The sequence below is a fragment of the Rhodococcus sp. 5A-K4 genome (genome assembly GCF_046097995.1).
Classification (GTDB): domain Bacteria; phylum Actinomycetota; class Actinomycetes; order Mycobacteriales; family Mycobacteriaceae; genus Rhodococcus_F; species Rhodococcus_F erythropolis.
Window position 1 is genome coordinate 44,410 of record NZ_JBJURM010000030.1, and the last position, 14,729, is coordinate 59,138.

Sequence of the window (14,729 nt, forward strand, 5' to 3'; positions counted from 1 at the left end):
CATGACCGCCTTGCTCGAAGACCGTGTAGTAGTCATCTCCGGAGTCGGCCCGGCACTCGGCCGCGCTCTGGCCCTTCGATGTGCGTCGGCCGGCGCGAGTCTTGTTCTCGCAGCACGTACGCAATCGCGACTCGACGACGTTGCGAAAGAAATAGTCGATGCCGGTGGGCGCGCCGTCACCGTTGCCACCGACATCACCGACCAGGCTTCCGCCGAGAATCTGGTGGCCGAGTCCATTGCCGCCTACGGCAAAGTCGACACTCTGATCAACAACGCATTCTCGATTCCGTCGATGAAACCGTTGGCTCGCACCGATTACCAGCACATCCGCGACAGCATCGAACTGACCGTACTGGGTGCGTTGCGCCTGACTCAGCTGTTCACGCCGGCACTTGCCGAGTCGGACGGCTCCGTGGTGAACATCAATTCGATGGTGTTGCGGCATTCGCAAGAGCGTTACGGCAGCTACAAGATGGCGAAGTCGGCCCTGCTCGCCATGTCGCAGTCCCTGGCCACCGAACTCGGCCCGCAGGGAATTCGTGTCAATTCGATTGCACCCGGCTATATCTGGGGAGACACCCTCAAGGGATACTTCGCGCACCAGGCGGAGAAGTTCGGCATGAGTGTCGAGCAGATCTACGAGCACACTGCGTCGAACACCGACCTCAAGCGCCTGCCGACGACGGATGAAGTATCCGATGCGGCGATCTTCCTGGCGTCCCCGATGGCCAGCGCGATCACCGGCCAATGCATCGACGTCAACTGCGGCGAATTCCATCACTAGGAGCACCATGACTGAACGCACTCACGTCGGCACCGTCGAGGATCTCCATGCCTCGGCGACGCGGATGACCGGCCTGACGGACTTCGGCGTCGACGATTACACCGAGGCTCTGTCGGTCCTCCTCGAGTCTTACGACCGCGACGAGGATCTGACGCCCTTCGGCAGCAAGATCTCTCGGGTATTCCTTCGCGGCGCCCTGGTGGCCCGTCTGCTCAGCGAATCGGCGTGGAAGGAGCATCCGGAACACGCCGACGTCAAGATCGAGCGGCCGATCTTCGTCACCGGATTGCCACGGACGGGCACCACTGCCTTGCACCGCCTCCTCACGGTCGACCCGGCTCACCAGGGCCTCGAGATGTGGCTGACCGAGTTCCCTCAGCCTCGCCCGCCTCGCGATACGTGGGAATCGAACCCGGTCTTCGCCAAGATCGAGGAGACATTCGGTCAACACCACGTCGAGCATCCCGAATTCATGGGCGTGCACTACATGTCGGCCAGCGAAGTCGAAGAATGTTGGCAACTCTTGCGTCAGACGTTCAAGTCCGTGTCGTACGAGTGCCTGGCAAATCTACCCACGTACTCCGCATGGCTGAAGGACCAGGAGTGGTCGAACGCCTATGCACGACACAAGAAGAACCTGCAGCTGATCGGTCTGCCCGATCAGGATCGACGGTGGGTCCTCAAGAACCCGAGCCACCTGTTTGCGCTCGACGAATTGATGGAGGCGTACCCCGACGCTCTCGTCATCCAGACTCACCGCTCCCCTACGACGATCATTCCGTCGGTGTGCAGCCTGGCCGCCCAGGCGACAGAGGGTTGGTCGAACACGTTTACCGACAAGGTGATCGGCGAAAGTCAGCTCGAATTGTGGGCCAGGGGGCTCGAGCAGTTCGACAGTGCACGCGCACACCACAATCCCGCGCAGTTCATCGACGTCGACTATCAGGACTTCGTCACCGATCCACTGGGAACCGTCGAGAACATCTACACGCACTTCGACATCCCGTTGACATCTACCGCCCAGCAGTCGATGGAGGCCATGCACGAGGAAAGCCGCTCGGGTGCTCGCAAACCGTCGCACAAGTACACGCTCGAGGAGTTCGGCCTGACGAAGGAACAGGTGGAGGAGCGATTCGGAACTCGCTGACCACCGCTGGTCGACGACCTTGCTGACGACCTTGCTGACGACTGAAGCCCCCGCCGGACGGCGGGGGCTTCAGTACGCAACTCGGTCAGCTGCTGAAATGCTCGCCGAGCAACCGGTCCAACTCCGTCGGCGCCTCGTCGGGAATCCAGTGGCTCACACCCCGGAGAACTTCGAACCGATACGGACCGTCGACAAACGCGGGAGTGAGGGCAGAACCCTTGGGCCCGATGGCGGCGTCGCCGTCACTCCAGACGTGCAGGGTCGGCACGGTGACCCGGGCAGCTGCCGGGTTCGGCTTGGTCATCCACATCGCGCGGTACCAGTTCAGACCGCCGCGCAGTCTGCCGGGAGCGAGCATGGCGTTCAGATCGCGCCGCGCATTCGCCGGCGTCTGCCCACTCGAAACCAGGAACTTCTCGCCCAGCGAAGTCGAGGCCAGAATCTTCTCAGGAACGAAGGGCAATTGGAACGCCCCCATGTACCACGATTTCAGTCCCTGAGTGCTGGTCACCATCGCCTTGATGAAGGCCAGCGGGTGCGGAACCGACACCGTGGTAACGGTATCGAGCAAATCCGGCCGTTCGGCAGCCACCTGCCATGCGACTGCGGCACCCCAGTCGTGGCCGACCAGGTGCACCTTCCCCACACCGAGTGTGTCGATCAGCGCGACAGTGTCGGCGGCGAGTTCGGACCCGCGGTAGGCCCAGCGCGCTTTCGGCCGGGCACCGGGTGAGTACCCTCGCTGGTCCGGCGCCACGGTGCGGAAGCCGCGGGCGTGCAGTAACGGCGCGAGGTGATCCCATGAGCGGGAATCCTGCGGAAATCCGTGCAGGAGGACCACGACCGGACCGTCTGCCGGTCCGTCGTCGCGTACTTCGAAAGTCAGCCCGGACCGGGAGTACGAGGTGAGGCGATCCGCCGGCGTAGTCATAGCGCCACGCTAGTCTTCGCGGCCCGTGTAATCGGAGCCTTTTCACCTGCGCGCAGGAACTGGCCTGTCTTTTCGATGCCGAATCCCGGGGCAAATTCACCTTCGCGGTAGACGAGTCGGCCGTTGATCACTGTCGCGACGGCCGCATCGTCGCTGCGGTTGACCATTCGACTGATCCCGCCGTACTCGGGAACGGTTGCCTCGAACAGGCCGTCGACCGACTCGTCGAGCCCGGCTGGATCGATGACAACGAAGTCCGCGCGGTCGCCCTGGCGTAGATGTCCGGCGTCGATGCCGTACCAGTCCGCCAGTTCACCGGTCAGGCGGTGGATTGCGCGCTCGATGGTGAGGAACGGCTTGCGGTCACTCTGAGCGTCCTTGACGCGCTTGAGGAGTCGCACCGGGTAGTTGTAGAACGCCATGTTGCGCAGATGTGCGCCGGCATCGCCGAAGCCCATCTGCACACCGGAACTCGCGGCGAGTTTCTTCGCGAACTTGGGCCGGTGATTGGCAATGGTGGTGCGCCAGCGAAGATCTCGCCCGTACTTCACCACCAGGTCGAGGTACGCGTCCACCGGGTGCACTCCGCGGATGTCACCGACCTGACCGAAGTTCTTGCCGATCAACGTCTCGTCCGGGCATCCCACGATGACCGCATCGTAGAAATTGCGATGCCAGATGCGGGGTGAGAACTTGTTGTCGTAGTCCTTACGGAATGCGCGACGGTACGACTCGTCCTGGAGCAGTTCGTTGCGCTCCACCTGGTCCTTGAGATGCAAAGCGGCGGCGCCGGCACCGAACTCCTCGAACACGACCAGGTCGATTCCATCCGCGTAGACGGTGAAGGGAACCGGAAGGTGCTGCCACTTGAAATCGGTCTTCGCGAAGCGATTGAGCAGTGGGGCCGCAGCGAGCATGAAGTACACGATCACCGGGTAGGCCTTCGAATCCGCACCGGAGAGCAGCGACGTCTTGAGCGGCTTCTTGCGTCCGATGGCGGAGCTTTCGGCGAAGAACGCCGCGACGTTCGGATGCAGGTTGATGGTCGGAGCGCTCTGCAAGATCTTTCCGCGATCGCGAAGGATGCGGTTGAGGAATCGGAACTCTTTCCACCGTGCATACGTCGACGGCAAAGAGCGAGAACGGTATTCGTCGCCGTCGATCTTGTCGAGGGCATTGGTCATCGACGACAGGCCTAGCATCCCCGCATCGATGGCGTCCTCGAGCATCGAGCCCATCCGGCCGAGTTCCGAGCGGGTCGGCTTGACCTTCTTGTCGGTGCCGCGCCCCAATCCGAGTACGTGCGTGCGGATGTCGGAGTGGCCGATGAATGCCGCGACATTGGGTCCGAGGGGAAGGGCTTCGAGTGCGGCGGCGTAGGCCGCGGGACCGGTCCAGGTCTTGTTCGCTTCGAGGATGCGCAGCACCGCGTCGTGGGGAACTGCTTCGACCCGGCTGAACAGGTCAGCGATTTCACGCGGGGTCGAATACACCGTCGACAGTGAGCAATTGCCGAGCACGACCGTAGTGACGCCGTGGCGAACCGATTCCGGAAGGCCTGGACTGACCAAGGCTTCGGCGTCGTAGTGCGTGTGGACGTCGACAAAGCCCGGGAGAACCCACTTGCCGGCCGCGTCGATCACCTCGGTGTCCGGCCCGATCTCCAGGCTCGTCGTGGACACCTCCGCGACCACGCCGTCTCGAATTCCGAGATTTCGACGCAGACCAGGAGCCCCCGTCCCGTCGAACCACAACCCGTCGTTGACCACGATGTCGAAAGCAGACACTGTCGGACTCCTCGCCTCACGTATGTGTTACCTCACGTTATAGACAGCGTTGAGTAAAAGTCAATGAACCTTCCGAACCAATACATAAGATGTCGGAATGGCCGCAGTCCCCCGCTCCCCCGAAGACCGTCAGAGGCAAATCCTCGAGGTAGCAGTACACATGTTGCGGACCGAGCCTTTCGACCAACTGTCGATGGATCGCGTCGCAGCCGAGGCCGGTGTCTCGCCCCCACTGCTGTTTCACTACTTCAAGAACAAGAAGGGTTTCCAGAACGCGATCCTCGAGGCTGCCTCGGCCGATCTCGAAGATCGAATGCGACCGGATCCCGAACTACCGATCACGTCCCAGCTGCGTTCAGGTATCGAAACTTTCGTCGATGCCGTTATCGAGCACCCCACCATTTACCTCGCCGTGATGCGGATGGCCGGCAGTGGCGACGTCCGGATGCGCACGATCTATCGCGGGATGCGCCGAACGTTCACCACATGGATCGTCGCCGCGCTCACAAATCTGGGCATCGAATCGAATGCGACCGTCGAGGCGACCATCGCCGGGTGGCAGGCATTCATGGAGGAAATAGTCGTCAACTGGATCGACGAGCCGACCCTCGAACGAGGCGAGATGGTCGACCTCTGCGAACGAATTTTCTACCACTGCCTACCGGCGGCGGGCATCAGCGTGGAACAAATAGTGGCGGCCACCATGGCTGCGACGGCCAGTGAGTCCGGCGCAACAAAACTGTGATCTTCGCGCCGGGGTTTCACAGGTGGTCACGATTGGGTATCTTGCTTGCAGTGGCGCTGGACCACGACCCCAACACATGAAGGATCCAACATGGAGTCTGTCGAAAACGTATTGCCCGAGGGTGTCAAGCTCGAAGACGTCTTGAGTGTCCTCAAGGTCGCAGTTGCGGGCATCGGCCTCATCAGCGCACTTTCGGCATTCAGCTGATCGCAAAGCGTCATCGACAGGCCGGACTTCGGGGAGTCCGGCCTGTTTTTTGTTTCCGCTCCTGAACAATCCGTGAACTTTTCAGCAACTTCAGCGCAAAGTGGCCATTTCGACCAAAACAAGCGTCCAGTTTGCTAACTTGTGTCTGCGACACAAGGTCGTACAGAAACACCACGCAGACACAACCTTGTACATACAAACCTGTACATACGACACGGAGGACCGAAACATGGGTTCCATCAACACCCTCAGCGCCGTCATCGACATCATCAAGGTCGTCCAGCCGTTGATCGCCAAGCTCAACCTCAGCTGATTCGCTTGCACCACACCCCTGCCAGGGCGTAACTCGAAATGGGGCCGACATTGTCGGCCCCATTTTCCGTAGGTGCTCTATCTCAGCCGAGTGCCTTCTTGATCTCTCCTGCCAGTACCGACGCCAGCTGCGGCGGCACCGCATTGCCGATCATCGTGCGCACCGCTCCCCACTTACCCTCGAAGACGTAGTCGTCGGGAAAGGTCTGGAGGCGAGCAGCTTCTCGAACGGTCAACGATCGCGTGTGTTTCGGATGCACGTTGCGTGAAGCCGAGATCATCCCGAAAGTGGTTCCGACCGTGGACGCCGGCTCGTCCCACCGGAGGCGCTTGTACGTCGTGTTGTACCCGGACGACGGTCGCATGGCCGGATCTTCGTTGTCGTGCGCCGACATTCCTTCTGGTACATCACGCAGCCACCGCAAGACGTGCTCGGGATGCTCGACGGCCCAGTGCAGCGGGTCCGTCTCGCAAGCCTGCCCGGATTCCAGCGGGGCCAGGTCGACGGTGGCATCGCGAAAAGTCCTCAGCGGTGCAACACCATTCACGCCGTGAGTCTTCGGCGGAAAACGCAGCGGCCCGATACTACTGTCGCGGCGGGTCGCCACGATGAACACTCGTTCCCGGAACTGCGGGACGCCGTAATCCTGCGCATTGACCGTGTTGACCGACGCGTCGTAACCGCATGCAGCCATCTCGCCGAGAATCCGGTCGACGACCATCCCACCGTCCGGGTCCTTCATGCTGAGCAGCAGTCGCACGTTTTCCATCACCAAGACCTTCGGCTTCACCAATTCGGCGAGCTGCAGCAGGTTCCGGAAGAGATGGTTGCGCGGATCGTCGCGGTCTCGCCGGCCGGCGAGGCTGAACCCCTGACACGGCGGTCCCCCAGCCAACACATCGATGTCCACTTGTGCCAGAAGATCTTTCACCCGGGCTTCGTCGATCGCCCGAATGTCCTCGCCGAGGCACCTCGCGCCGGGGAAGTTCCGATCGAAGGTCGCACGCGCCTCCGGCACGACTTCGATGTATCCCTCCACCGAAAACCCCGCCATCCGAAAGCCTTCGGCCATACCGCCACAACCCGAGAACGCTGTCAATACGGTGGGGCCGCCGCTTCCTGCCCCCGCGACGGCACGCCGGGCCACCGAGGCGGGGTCGTTGACCGGTGTCACTCGACGCGCACGGGTACTGCCGCTCGATCGCTTCCGGGGTGCCGCGTACGTACCCTCACGCTTGGCCGCTTCCAGCGCGGAGAGGGCCGTGAGAACTGCTCGTTCCGCCGGTGGCTTCGGATACGCCTTGTCGAGTTCCCACGCGGAGACGACGGCTGACGAGACTCCCGCTTGACGGGCGAACTGGAACTGACTGATCCCCACGTCCAAGCGCCGTGATCGCAGGTCCTGTCCCGAAATCAATTCAGTGCCTCACTCATATGGTCCGCTCGCTCCGGCAGCCCAGACTATCGCAGCCGACCCCGTGAACCGGGACCTCACAAGGAAGACCGGCAGGCGGTATGCCTGCCGGTCTCCGACACGAGCGGATGACGGGACTCGAACCCGTGTGAACGGCTTTGCAGGCCGGTGCCTAGCCACTCAGCCACACCCGCGTCAGTGAGTAACTCTGCCCTGAGTCACGGCGTCGAACCACAGTTCCGCTCAGCATGATTCGAGTGCTATCCCACCCGCCGTTCCAGTCTCTGGGAAAACTGCGAGCCCTTCGGGAACAAATCGGTCAGTCTCGATGCTGACTCCCTCGGCGGGCGCAGATCATACGAATTTCGCCCGAACGACCGAGCAGTTCGCCAGACCCAGACAACCCAGAAGGTTTCATGAGTGCCGAGAACACCGCCGTTGCCCCGCCCGTGAAGGCAGCCCCGCCCATAGAGGCAGCCCCGCTGGAAATGAGCAGTGTCGACCGTAAGCCCAGCGTCGGGAAGATTCTTGCCCTCGGTTCCATGACTGCGCTCGGGCCCTTCACCATCGACATGTACCTGCCCGCGCTGCCGGATATCGGCGCCGATCTCGGGGTCTCGTCGTCAACGGTTCAGCTGACGATCACCGGAACTCTCATCGGCCTCGCACTCGGACAGCTGTTGGTCGGGCCGCTCTCGGACACTCTCGGCCGCAAGAAGCCGCTGCTCGCCGGGATCGGTGTGCACATCCTGGCTTCGCTGCTGGCGGTCTTCGCACCGAGCATCGCGGTCCTCGGCATCCTGCGGGTTTTCCAGGGCATGGGCGCGGCGGCCGCGGCAGTGGTCACCATGGCGATCGTCCGCGACCTCTACAGCGGTAACACCGTTGCCGTCGTGATGAGCCGGCTGATGCTCGTGCTCGGCGTTGCGCCGATCCTGGCGCCCAGCATCGGTGGCGCCCTCCTCGTCGCCCTCGACTGGCGCGGGATCTTCGTCGTCCTGGCACTGATCGGCGTCGGCACAGCGATGATCGGTGCTTTCGGACTGTCCGAAACACTGCCGAAGGAAAAGCGTCGCCCGAGCGGATTGAAGTCGGTTCTCCGCACCTACGGTTCGCTGCTCGGCGACCGCACGTTCATGGTCCTGACGCTCGTCTCCAGCGTCGGTATGGCGTCGTTGTTCGCGTATGTCTCAGGCGCGTCGTTTGTCTATCAAGATCAGTACGGCCTCAATCAGCAGGAGTTCGCACTGCTCTTCAGTGCGGGCGCGATTGCGTTGATCGGTGCTTCGCAGGTCAACGTCCGACTGCTCGATCGCTGGACTCCTCAGCAGATCACCAAGTGGGCCCTCGTGGCTGCAGTTGTCTCCGGGGCCGTCGTCATTGCCGTCGCGGTCCTGGAACTGGGCGGGCTCGCCGGATTCGTGATCGCACTGTGGGTCATGGCCGGTGCCATCGGGTTCGTTCTTCCCAACGCCCCGGCACTGGCGCTCGCTCGTCACGGCGAAGCGGCCGGTACTGCCGCGGCAATGCTCGGTGCATTCCAGTTCGGCGTCGGTGCGGCCATCGCGCCGGCCGTCGGCCTGCTGGGAAACACGAGCACAGCCCTGGCCGTCACGATGACGGCGTGTGTGTCGCTCGGTCTGGTCGCTCTTCTGGCTACGACCCGAAAGAGTGATACGACCCGAAAGAGTGAATCGGTCTAACCGGCAGCGGAGAACCACTCGCTGTAGAAGGTGGCAAGTCCCAGGACGCACGAGATCGCGACGAAGATCCAGAATCTTGCGATCACGACGGTTTCCGGCCAACCGAGTAACTCGAAGTGATGATGGATCGGGGCCATCTTGAATACGCGTCGGCCGGACGATCGGAAGACCAGAACCTGGATGATCACCGACAGGATCTCAGCCACGAACAGGGCGCCGATGATGACCATCAGCAGCTCGGTGTGCGTCGTGACGGACAGGCCGACCACCAGGCCGCCCAGCGCCAAGGAGCCGGTGTCACCCATGAAGATCTGAGCCGGGGCGGCGTTCCACCAGAGGAAGCCGAGGCACGCCCCGCCTGCGGCGGCAGCGACGATCGCGAGATCCAGGGGGTCACGAACGTCGTAGCAACCGGCGGCAGGCTCGAGGACACATGAGTTCCGGTACTGCCAACCGGCGATGACGACGTAGGTCCCCAGGATCATGCCCATCGAGCCGGCCGCGAGACCGTCGAGACCGTCGGTGAAATTGACGGCGTTGGACCAGGCGAACACCAGAATGCAGAAGAAGACCACAAAGCCGATGGCACCCATGGAGAACACCGAGATATCTCGCACATGGGACAGGTACTGGCTTCCGGGGGTGACTCCGTTGTTGTTGGAGAACTGCAGGAAGAGAATGCCGAAGATGATGGCGCTCGCGAGCTGACCGACGGTCTTCGCTGTCTTGTTGAGCCCGAGATTGCGCTTCTTACGGATCTTGATGAAGTCGTCGAGAAAACCGACGATTCCCAGCGACGTGGCGAGCGCGAGAACCAACCAACCGGATGCAGACAGCCGCGGTAGCCGCGAGCCGAATCCGATGATGTGTGCCGCCAGGTAGCCCGCCCACATGCCGGCGATGATCGCGATCCCGCCCATCGACGGGGTGCCACGCTTGCCCTGATGACTCTGCGGACCCTCGATCCGAATCTCGTGCCCGAGCCCCTGCCGCGAAAGCACACGAATGAGAAACGGAGTCAGGAAGAGCGCGACGAACAACGAGACGCCACCCGCTACGAGGATTGAAATCACCCGTGGGACTCTACAGACGTAAGCGGCTGCGACACACAATCAGACAAGGCACCCGACCGCTTGCCAGCATGGGATGATCGAACTTATGTCTCCCCCCGCGCCGCTCCCCCTCGACCCCATCGAAGAGGCGCATCGTCAGTGGACGAAGCACGGTTGGAGCGATGTCGCCGACGGTATGGCTGCGGTCACGTCGGTGATGCGTGCGCAACAGATCATGATGGCGCGGGTCGAAGAGGTACTCAAGCCTCTCGGGCTGACCTTCGCCCGCTACGAACTGCTGACGCTTCTCACCTTCACCAGGTCGGGCGCACTCCCGATGGCCAAGGCAAGTGCCCGACTCCAGGTTCACCCCACCAGCGTCACCAATGCCGTCGACCGTTTGGAGAAAGCGGAGTTGGTCAGGCGGGTCCCGCATCCCAGCGATCGACGTGCGACGCTCATCGAGATCTCCGACGCGGGTCGCGCGCTGGCCCTCGAAGCCACTGAAATGCTCAACAGCAAAGTGTTCGCACACCCCGGGCTCCAGCAGGACAAGCTCGAGCAATTGGTGACGATCCTCACTGAACTTCGCAAGACTGCGGGTGACTTCGACACCGGCGGCGCGCCCACCAAGTGGTGAACCGACGACCCGTACACACAAAGAAACTGCCCTCACACTCTCGACGAGTGTGAGGGCAGTTTCAGCTGTTCGAAAGTTCAGCGCTAACGAATTTCAGCGGTGCTTGAACTCGGCGGACCGCTTCTCCACGAACGCGGTCATGCCTTCCTTCTGATCCTCCGTCGCGAAGGTCGAGTGGAACACCCGACGCTCGAAGCGGACGCCCTCGGCGAGTGTGGTCTCGAAGGAACGGTTGACCGCTTCCTTGGCCATCATCGCAATCGGCAGCGACATCTCGGCGATGGTGGTTGCGGTCTTCAATGCGTCGTCGAGCAGATCGGCGGCCGGAACGATCCGGGCAACCAGGCCTGCGCGCTCGGCCTCTTCTGCGTCCATGTTGCGGCCGGTCAGGCACAGCTCCATGGCCTTGGCCTTACCCACGGCGCGCGTAAGGCGCTGTGAGCCACCGATACCCGGAATGACACCGAGCTTGATCTCGGGCTGGCCGAACTTCGCGGTATCCGAAGCGATGATGAAATCGCAGAGCATCGCCAGTTCGCAGCCACCACCGAGCGCGTACCCGGAGACGGCGGCGATCAGCGGCTTACGAGCGGCTGCGACGCGGTCCCACGGGGTGAAGAAATCTTCGACGTATGCGTCCATGTACGTCTTGGACTGCATTTCCTTGATGTCGGCGCCGGCGGCGAAGGCGCGCTCGGAACCGGTGATCAGGATGGCTCCGATGCCGTTGTCCGCTTCGAGGTCGGCAACCGCGGCGACGACCTCGTTCATCAGCTCGGAGTTCAGGGCGTTGAGAGCCTTCGGGCGGTTGAGCGTGATGACGCCGACGCGACCCTTACGCTCGAGGATGATGGTGTTGAAGTCGGTCACTACTGTCCTTCGGTCGAACGGTCACGGATGTCGTTGATGATGGCAGAGAAGTCCTGACCGCCACCGCCCGCGGCGTGGAAGCGACTGTAGAGTTCCGCGGCCTTGAGCCCGATCTCCGCATCGACGCCGTTGTTGCGCAGCGCATTTGCAGCCAGACCGAGGTCCTTGTCCATCAGCGCGACAGCAAAGCCGGGCTGGTAGTCGTTGTTGGCCGGGCTGGTGGGCACCGGTCCCGGTACCGGGCAGTTGGTGGTCAGTGCCCAGCACTGCCCCGAGGCGTTGGACGCCACGTCGAAGAGCGCCTGGTTGCTCAGGCCGAGCTTCTCGCCCAGCACGAATGCCTCGCTGATCGCGATCATCGAAATGCCGAGGATCATGTTGTTGCAGATCTTGGCAGCCTGGCCGACACCGGCGTCGCCGCAGTGAACGACCTTGCGGCCCATCACGTCCAGCAACGGTGACGCGGCCTGGAAGTCAGCTTCGGAACCGCCGACCATGAATGCCAGCGTGCCTGCGGTAGCCCCGACGACTCCACCGGAGACCGGTGCGTCGACGCTGCGGTGACCGGCCGCTTCGGCCTTGTCGTGTGCCTCGCGGGCGTCGGCGACGTCGATGGTGGAACAGTCGATGAACAGCGTGCCCGGTGTTGCCACCGGCAGCAGCTCTTCGTACAGACCCAGAACATGCTTACCGCTCGGCAGCATCGTGATCACGACGTCGGCACCGCGAACGGCGTCGACCGCCGAATCCGCTACCGATGCACCGTCTTTGACTGCCTGCTCCAGCGCCGCGGGTGCCAGATCGAAACCGACGACCTTGTGTCCGGCCTTGACGAGATTGGCCGCCATCGGGCCACCCATGTGACCGAGTCCGATAAATCCAATGGTGCTCATTAGTGATGCTCCTTCGGCGGTGATCAGTTGCCTTGCGGTTGAGGGGTGAGTCCGAGCTCGTTGTCGCCCAGCGGGGCGAAGTAGGCATCGACGGATTCAGCCGTGACATCTTCGAGGGTTGCCGGCAACCACTTCGGGTTTCGGTCCTTCTCGACTACCTGGGCGCGAATACCCTCGACCAGGTCGTGTGAGGCGAGCGCTGCCGTCGAGACCCGGAACTCCTCGTTGAGGACTTCTTCCAAGCTTGCTGCTTCCTTGGCATGTCGCAGGGATCGCAGGGTCACCGACAGTGCAATCGGAGACTTGCCGAGAATCTGCTCCGCTGCCTTCTCCGCCTCGGGGATTCCACTCGCTCGAAGACGCTCGACGATGGTGGAGACGTCGTCGGCAGAGTACGCGGCGTCGATCCAGCTCTGCTGGGCCAACAGTTCCGACACCGGAGCCGGCTCCGCGTACTGCGCCACGGCGTCGGCAACCGAAGACGACGCGAGTGCGGCGATGAACGTCTCGATGTTCTCCGACGGGATGAAGTGATCCGCGAAGCCTGCTGCGATGGCATCGCCGGCGCTCAGTCGCGCCGTGGTGAGCGCGATGTGCGTTCCGAGTTCACCGGGAGCACGCGAGAGCAGGTAAGTTCCGCCCACGTCAGGGATGAAACCGATTCCGGTCTCGGGCATTCCGATCATCGAGCGCTCGGTCACGATGCGAATGTCGCCGTGTGCGGACACTCCGACGCCGCCGCCCATGACGATCCCGTCCATGATTGCGACGTACGGCTTCGGGTAGTTCGCGATCTCGGAATTGAGGATGTACTCCTCACGCCAGAAATCGAGCGAACCGGTCTTGCCGTCCTTGGCGTCGTGGTAGATCGAGACGATGTCGCCGCCGGCGCACAGACCACGCTCGCCGGCGCCCGTGAGTACGACCGCCTTGACGTCGTCGTCGGACTTCCATTCCGCGAGTGCCTTGGCCATCGCCTTGACCATCGAGTGGTTGAGGGCGTTGATCGCCTTGGGCCGGTTGAGGGTGATGAGCCCCAGTCCGTCACGCTTTTCGATCAATACCTCGAGCTCGTCGCTCATGCTGCTCCTTGCTTTCCCTGACCTGATGCGACCACGCTTCGCGCGATGACCACCCTCATGATCTCGTTGCTGCCTTCGAGGATCTGATGAACCCGAAGATCGCGGACGATCTTCTCGATCCCGTACTCAGCAAGATAGCCGTACCCGCCGTGAAGCTGGAGAGCCTTGTTGGCTACGTCGAATCCGGTGTCGGTGGCGAAGCGCTTGGCCATCGCACACAACTCCACGACGTCGGACGCTCCGTCTTCGAGTGCGGCAGCGGCGCGCCACAGCAACGTCCTGGCCGCTTCGAGTTCGGTACGCATGTCGGCGAGCTGGAACTGCAGGGCCTGCGACTCGATCAGTGCCGAACCGAAAGCTTTGCGGTCCACCAGATATGCGACTGCCTTCTCCAGCGCTGTCTGGGCCCCACCGACCGAGCAGGCGGCGATGTTCAGCCGGCCGCCGTTGAGACCCTTCATAGCGATGCGGAAGCCGCTGCCCTCTTCACCGAGCATGTTGGCGGCAGGAACTCGCACGTCTTCGAAGATCACCTGACGGGTGGGCTGCGCGTTCCAGCCCATCTTGACCTCGTTGGCACCGAACGACAGTCCGGGCGAATCCTTGGGCACGATGAACGCCGAGATCCCCTTGGCACCGGCAGATCCGGTGCGTGCCATCACGACGTACACGTCGGAAGTGCCTGCGCCGGAGATGAACTGCTTGACGCCGTTGAGGATGTAGTCGTCGCCGTCACGAACGGCCTTGGTGCTCAAGCCCGCAGCATCGGAGCCAGCGCCGGGTTCGGTGAGGCAGTAGCTGCCCAGTTGATCCATCGAGCAGAGTCCGGGGACCCACTTGTGGCGCTGTTCGTCGTTGCCGAACTGGTCGATCATCCACGTGACCATGTTGTGGATGGAGATGTACGCGGCGATCGACGGATCGCCCTTGGCCAGCTCTTCGAAGATCCGGGCAGCGTCGACGCGGCTCAGCTCACTGCCGCCCACGTCTTCACGAATGTAGATCCCGCCCATTCCCAGGGACGCCGCCTTACGGAGGACGTCCACCGGGAAATGCTTGGTTTGATCCCACTCCACTGCGTTGGGCGCCAGATGCTCGGCCGCGAAGTCGCGGGCAGTGTCACGAATCGCCCGCTCGTCATCGGTCAGAGTAAACATGGAA

At 62.5% G+C, this 14,729-nt stretch carries 14 protein-coding genes and 1 tRNA gene; 6 read left to right on the forward strand and 9 right to left on the reverse strand.

All coding sequences use genetic code 11. The features are described from left to right. Position 1 precedes the first annotated feature (1 nt). Positions 2-784: an SDR family oxidoreductase gene (locus ACKAMS_RS28105; protein WP_317833171.1), complete on the forward strand. Its 783-nt coding sequence runs from the start codon at positions 2-4 to the stop codon at positions 782-784. Between the two features lie 7 nt (positions 785-791). Then, entirely contained in the window at positions 792-1,931 is a 1,140-nt protein-coding gene (locus ACKAMS_RS28110) for a sulfotransferase (protein ID WP_020908307.1), read from the forward strand. A gap of 85 nt (positions 1,932-2,016) precedes the next feature. On the opposite strand, the gene ACKAMS_RS28115 is transcribed toward ACKAMS_RS28110, so the two are convergent. Beyond that, complete coding sequence (locus ACKAMS_RS28115) at positions 2,017-2,862, reverse strand: alpha/beta fold hydrolase (protein WP_153211226.1); 846 nt, start codon at positions 2,860-2,862, stop codon at positions 2,017-2,019. Then, positions 2,859-4,649, reverse strand: coding sequence for an N-acyl-D-amino-acid deacylase family protein (locus ACKAMS_RS28120; RefSeq protein WP_408989882.1), 1,791 nt, complete (start codon positions 4,647-4,649; stop codon positions 2,859-2,861). Before ACKAMS_RS28120 ends, ACKAMS_RS28115 begins: the two co-directional genes overlap by 4 nt. Before the next feature lie 97 nt (positions 4,650-4,746). Between ACKAMS_RS28120 and ACKAMS_RS28125 the strand changes: the two genes are divergently transcribed. Continuing rightward, on the forward strand, positions 4,747-5,394 hold the full coding sequence (locus ACKAMS_RS28125; protein ID WP_019749202.1) for a TetR/AcrR family transcriptional regulator: 648 nt from the start codon (positions 4,747-4,749) through the stop codon (positions 5,392-5,394). A 394-nt stretch (positions 5,395-5,788) separates the two neighbouring features. Next, on the forward strand, positions 5,789-5,914 hold the full coding sequence (locus ACKAMS_RS28130; protein ID WP_255246884.1) for a hypothetical protein: 126 nt from the start codon (positions 5,789-5,791) through the stop codon (positions 5,912-5,914). An 82-nt stretch (positions 5,915-5,996) separates the two neighbouring features. Here ACKAMS_RS28130 and dcm read toward each other — a convergent pair whose 3' ends face one another. Both dcm and ACKAMS_RS28140 read right to left on the reverse strand, forming a co-directional pair. Beyond that, on the reverse strand, positions 5,997-7,292 hold the full coding sequence (gene dcm / locus ACKAMS_RS28135) for a DNA cytosine methyltransferase (RefSeq protein WP_021334279.1): 1,296 nt from the start codon (positions 7,290-7,292) through the stop codon (positions 5,997-5,999). Between the two features lie 159 nt (positions 7,293-7,451). Then, a tRNA-Cys gene (locus ACKAMS_RS28140) sits at positions 7,452-7,522 on the reverse strand. A gap of 222 nt (positions 7,523-7,744) precedes the next feature. Between ACKAMS_RS28140 and ACKAMS_RS28145 the strand changes: the two genes are divergently transcribed. Beyond that, entirely contained in the window at positions 7,745-9,031 is a 1,287-nt protein-coding gene (locus tag ACKAMS_RS28145) for a multidrug effflux MFS transporter (protein WP_378669909.1), read from the forward strand. Here ACKAMS_RS28145 and mraY read toward each other — a convergent pair. Further along, positions 9,028-10,104 carry a phospho-N-acetylmuramoyl-pentapeptide-transferase gene (gene mraY, locus ACKAMS_RS28150; protein WP_003941316.1) on the reverse strand — a complete coding sequence of 359 codons (1,077 nt, stop codon included), beginning with the start codon at positions 10,102-10,104 and terminating at the stop codon, positions 9,028-9,030. The two genes, ACKAMS_RS28145 and mraY, sit on opposite strands and share 4 nt — an antisense overlap. An 85-nt stretch (positions 10,105-10,189) precedes the next feature. Here mraY and ACKAMS_RS28155 point away from each other — a divergent pair, with 85 nt between their 5' ends. After that, entirely contained in the window at positions 10,190-10,723 is a 534-nt protein-coding gene (locus ACKAMS_RS28155) for a MarR family winged helix-turn-helix transcriptional regulator (RefSeq protein WP_020970065.1), read from the forward strand. A 93-nt stretch (positions 10,724-10,816) separates the two neighbouring features. On the opposite strand, the gene ACKAMS_RS28160 is transcribed toward ACKAMS_RS28155, so the two are convergent. The 4 genes from ACKAMS_RS28160 to ACKAMS_RS28175 are packed head-to-tail and all read right to left on the reverse strand — an operon-like array spanning position 10,817 to position 14,725. Beyond that, positions 10,817-11,593 carry an enoyl-CoA hydratase gene (locus ACKAMS_RS28160; RefSeq protein ID WP_003941374.1) on the reverse strand — a complete coding sequence of 259 codons (777 nt, stop codon included), beginning with the start codon at positions 11,591-11,593 and terminating at the stop codon, positions 10,817-10,819. Further along, complete coding sequence (mmsB, locus tag ACKAMS_RS28165; RefSeq protein WP_003941308.1) at positions 11,593-12,486, reverse strand: 3-hydroxyisobutyrate dehydrogenase; 894 nt, start codon at positions 12,484-12,486, stop codon at positions 11,593-11,595. The genes ACKAMS_RS28160 and mmsB overlap by 1 nt, the downstream gene beginning before the upstream one ends. A 23-nt stretch (positions 12,487-12,509) precedes the next feature. Then, on the reverse strand, positions 12,510-13,568 hold the full coding sequence (locus tag ACKAMS_RS28170; protein ID WP_019749206.1) for an enoyl-CoA hydratase/isomerase family protein: 1,059 nt from the start codon (positions 13,566-13,568) through the stop codon (positions 12,510-12,512). Next, a complete protein-coding gene (locus ACKAMS_RS28175) occupies positions 13,565-14,725 on the reverse strand; it encodes an isobutyryl-CoA dehydrogenase (protein ID WP_020970066.1) in 1,161 nt (386 codons plus the stop codon). The genes ACKAMS_RS28170 and ACKAMS_RS28175 overlap by 4 nt, the downstream gene beginning before the upstream one ends. Between the last annotated feature and the right edge of the window lie 4 nt (positions 14,726-14,729).

Bases quoted from the DNA above. Each gene is read 5' to 3' on its own strand.
- ACKAMS_RS28105 (WP_317833171.1), top strand. From the start codon at position 2: ATGACCGCCTTGCTCGAAGACCGTGTAGTAGTCATCTCCGGAGTCGGC.
- ACKAMS_RS28110 (WP_020908307.1), top strand. From the start codon at position 792: ATGACTGAACGCACTCACGTCGGCACCGTCGAGGATCTCCATGCCTCG.
- ACKAMS_RS28115 (WP_153211226.1), bottom strand. From the start codon at position 2,862: ATGACTACGCCGGCGGATCGCCTCACCTCGTACTCCCGGTCCGGGCTG.
- ACKAMS_RS28125 (WP_019749202.1), top strand. From the start codon at position 4,747: ATGGCCGCAGTCCCCCGCTCCCCCGAAGACCGTCAGAGGCAAATCCTC.
- ACKAMS_RS28145 (WP_378669909.1), top strand. From the start codon at position 7,745: ATGAGTGCCGAGAACACCGCCGTTGCCCCGCCCGTGAAGGCAGCCCCG.
- ACKAMS_RS28155 (WP_020970065.1), top strand. From the start codon at position 10,190: ATGTCTCCCCCCGCGCCGCTCCCCCTCGACCCCATCGAAGAGGCGCAT.
- mmsB (WP_003941308.1), bottom strand. From the start codon at position 12,486: ATGAGCACCATTGGATTTATCGGACTCGGTCACATGGGTGGCCCGATG.
- ACKAMS_RS28170 (WP_019749206.1), bottom strand. From the start codon at position 13,568: ATGAGCGACGAGCTCGAGGTATTGATCGAAAAGCGTGACGGACTGGGG.
- ACKAMS_RS28175 (WP_020970066.1), bottom strand. From the start codon at position 14,725: ATGTTTACTCTGACCGATGACGAGCGGGCGATTCGTGACACTGCCCGC.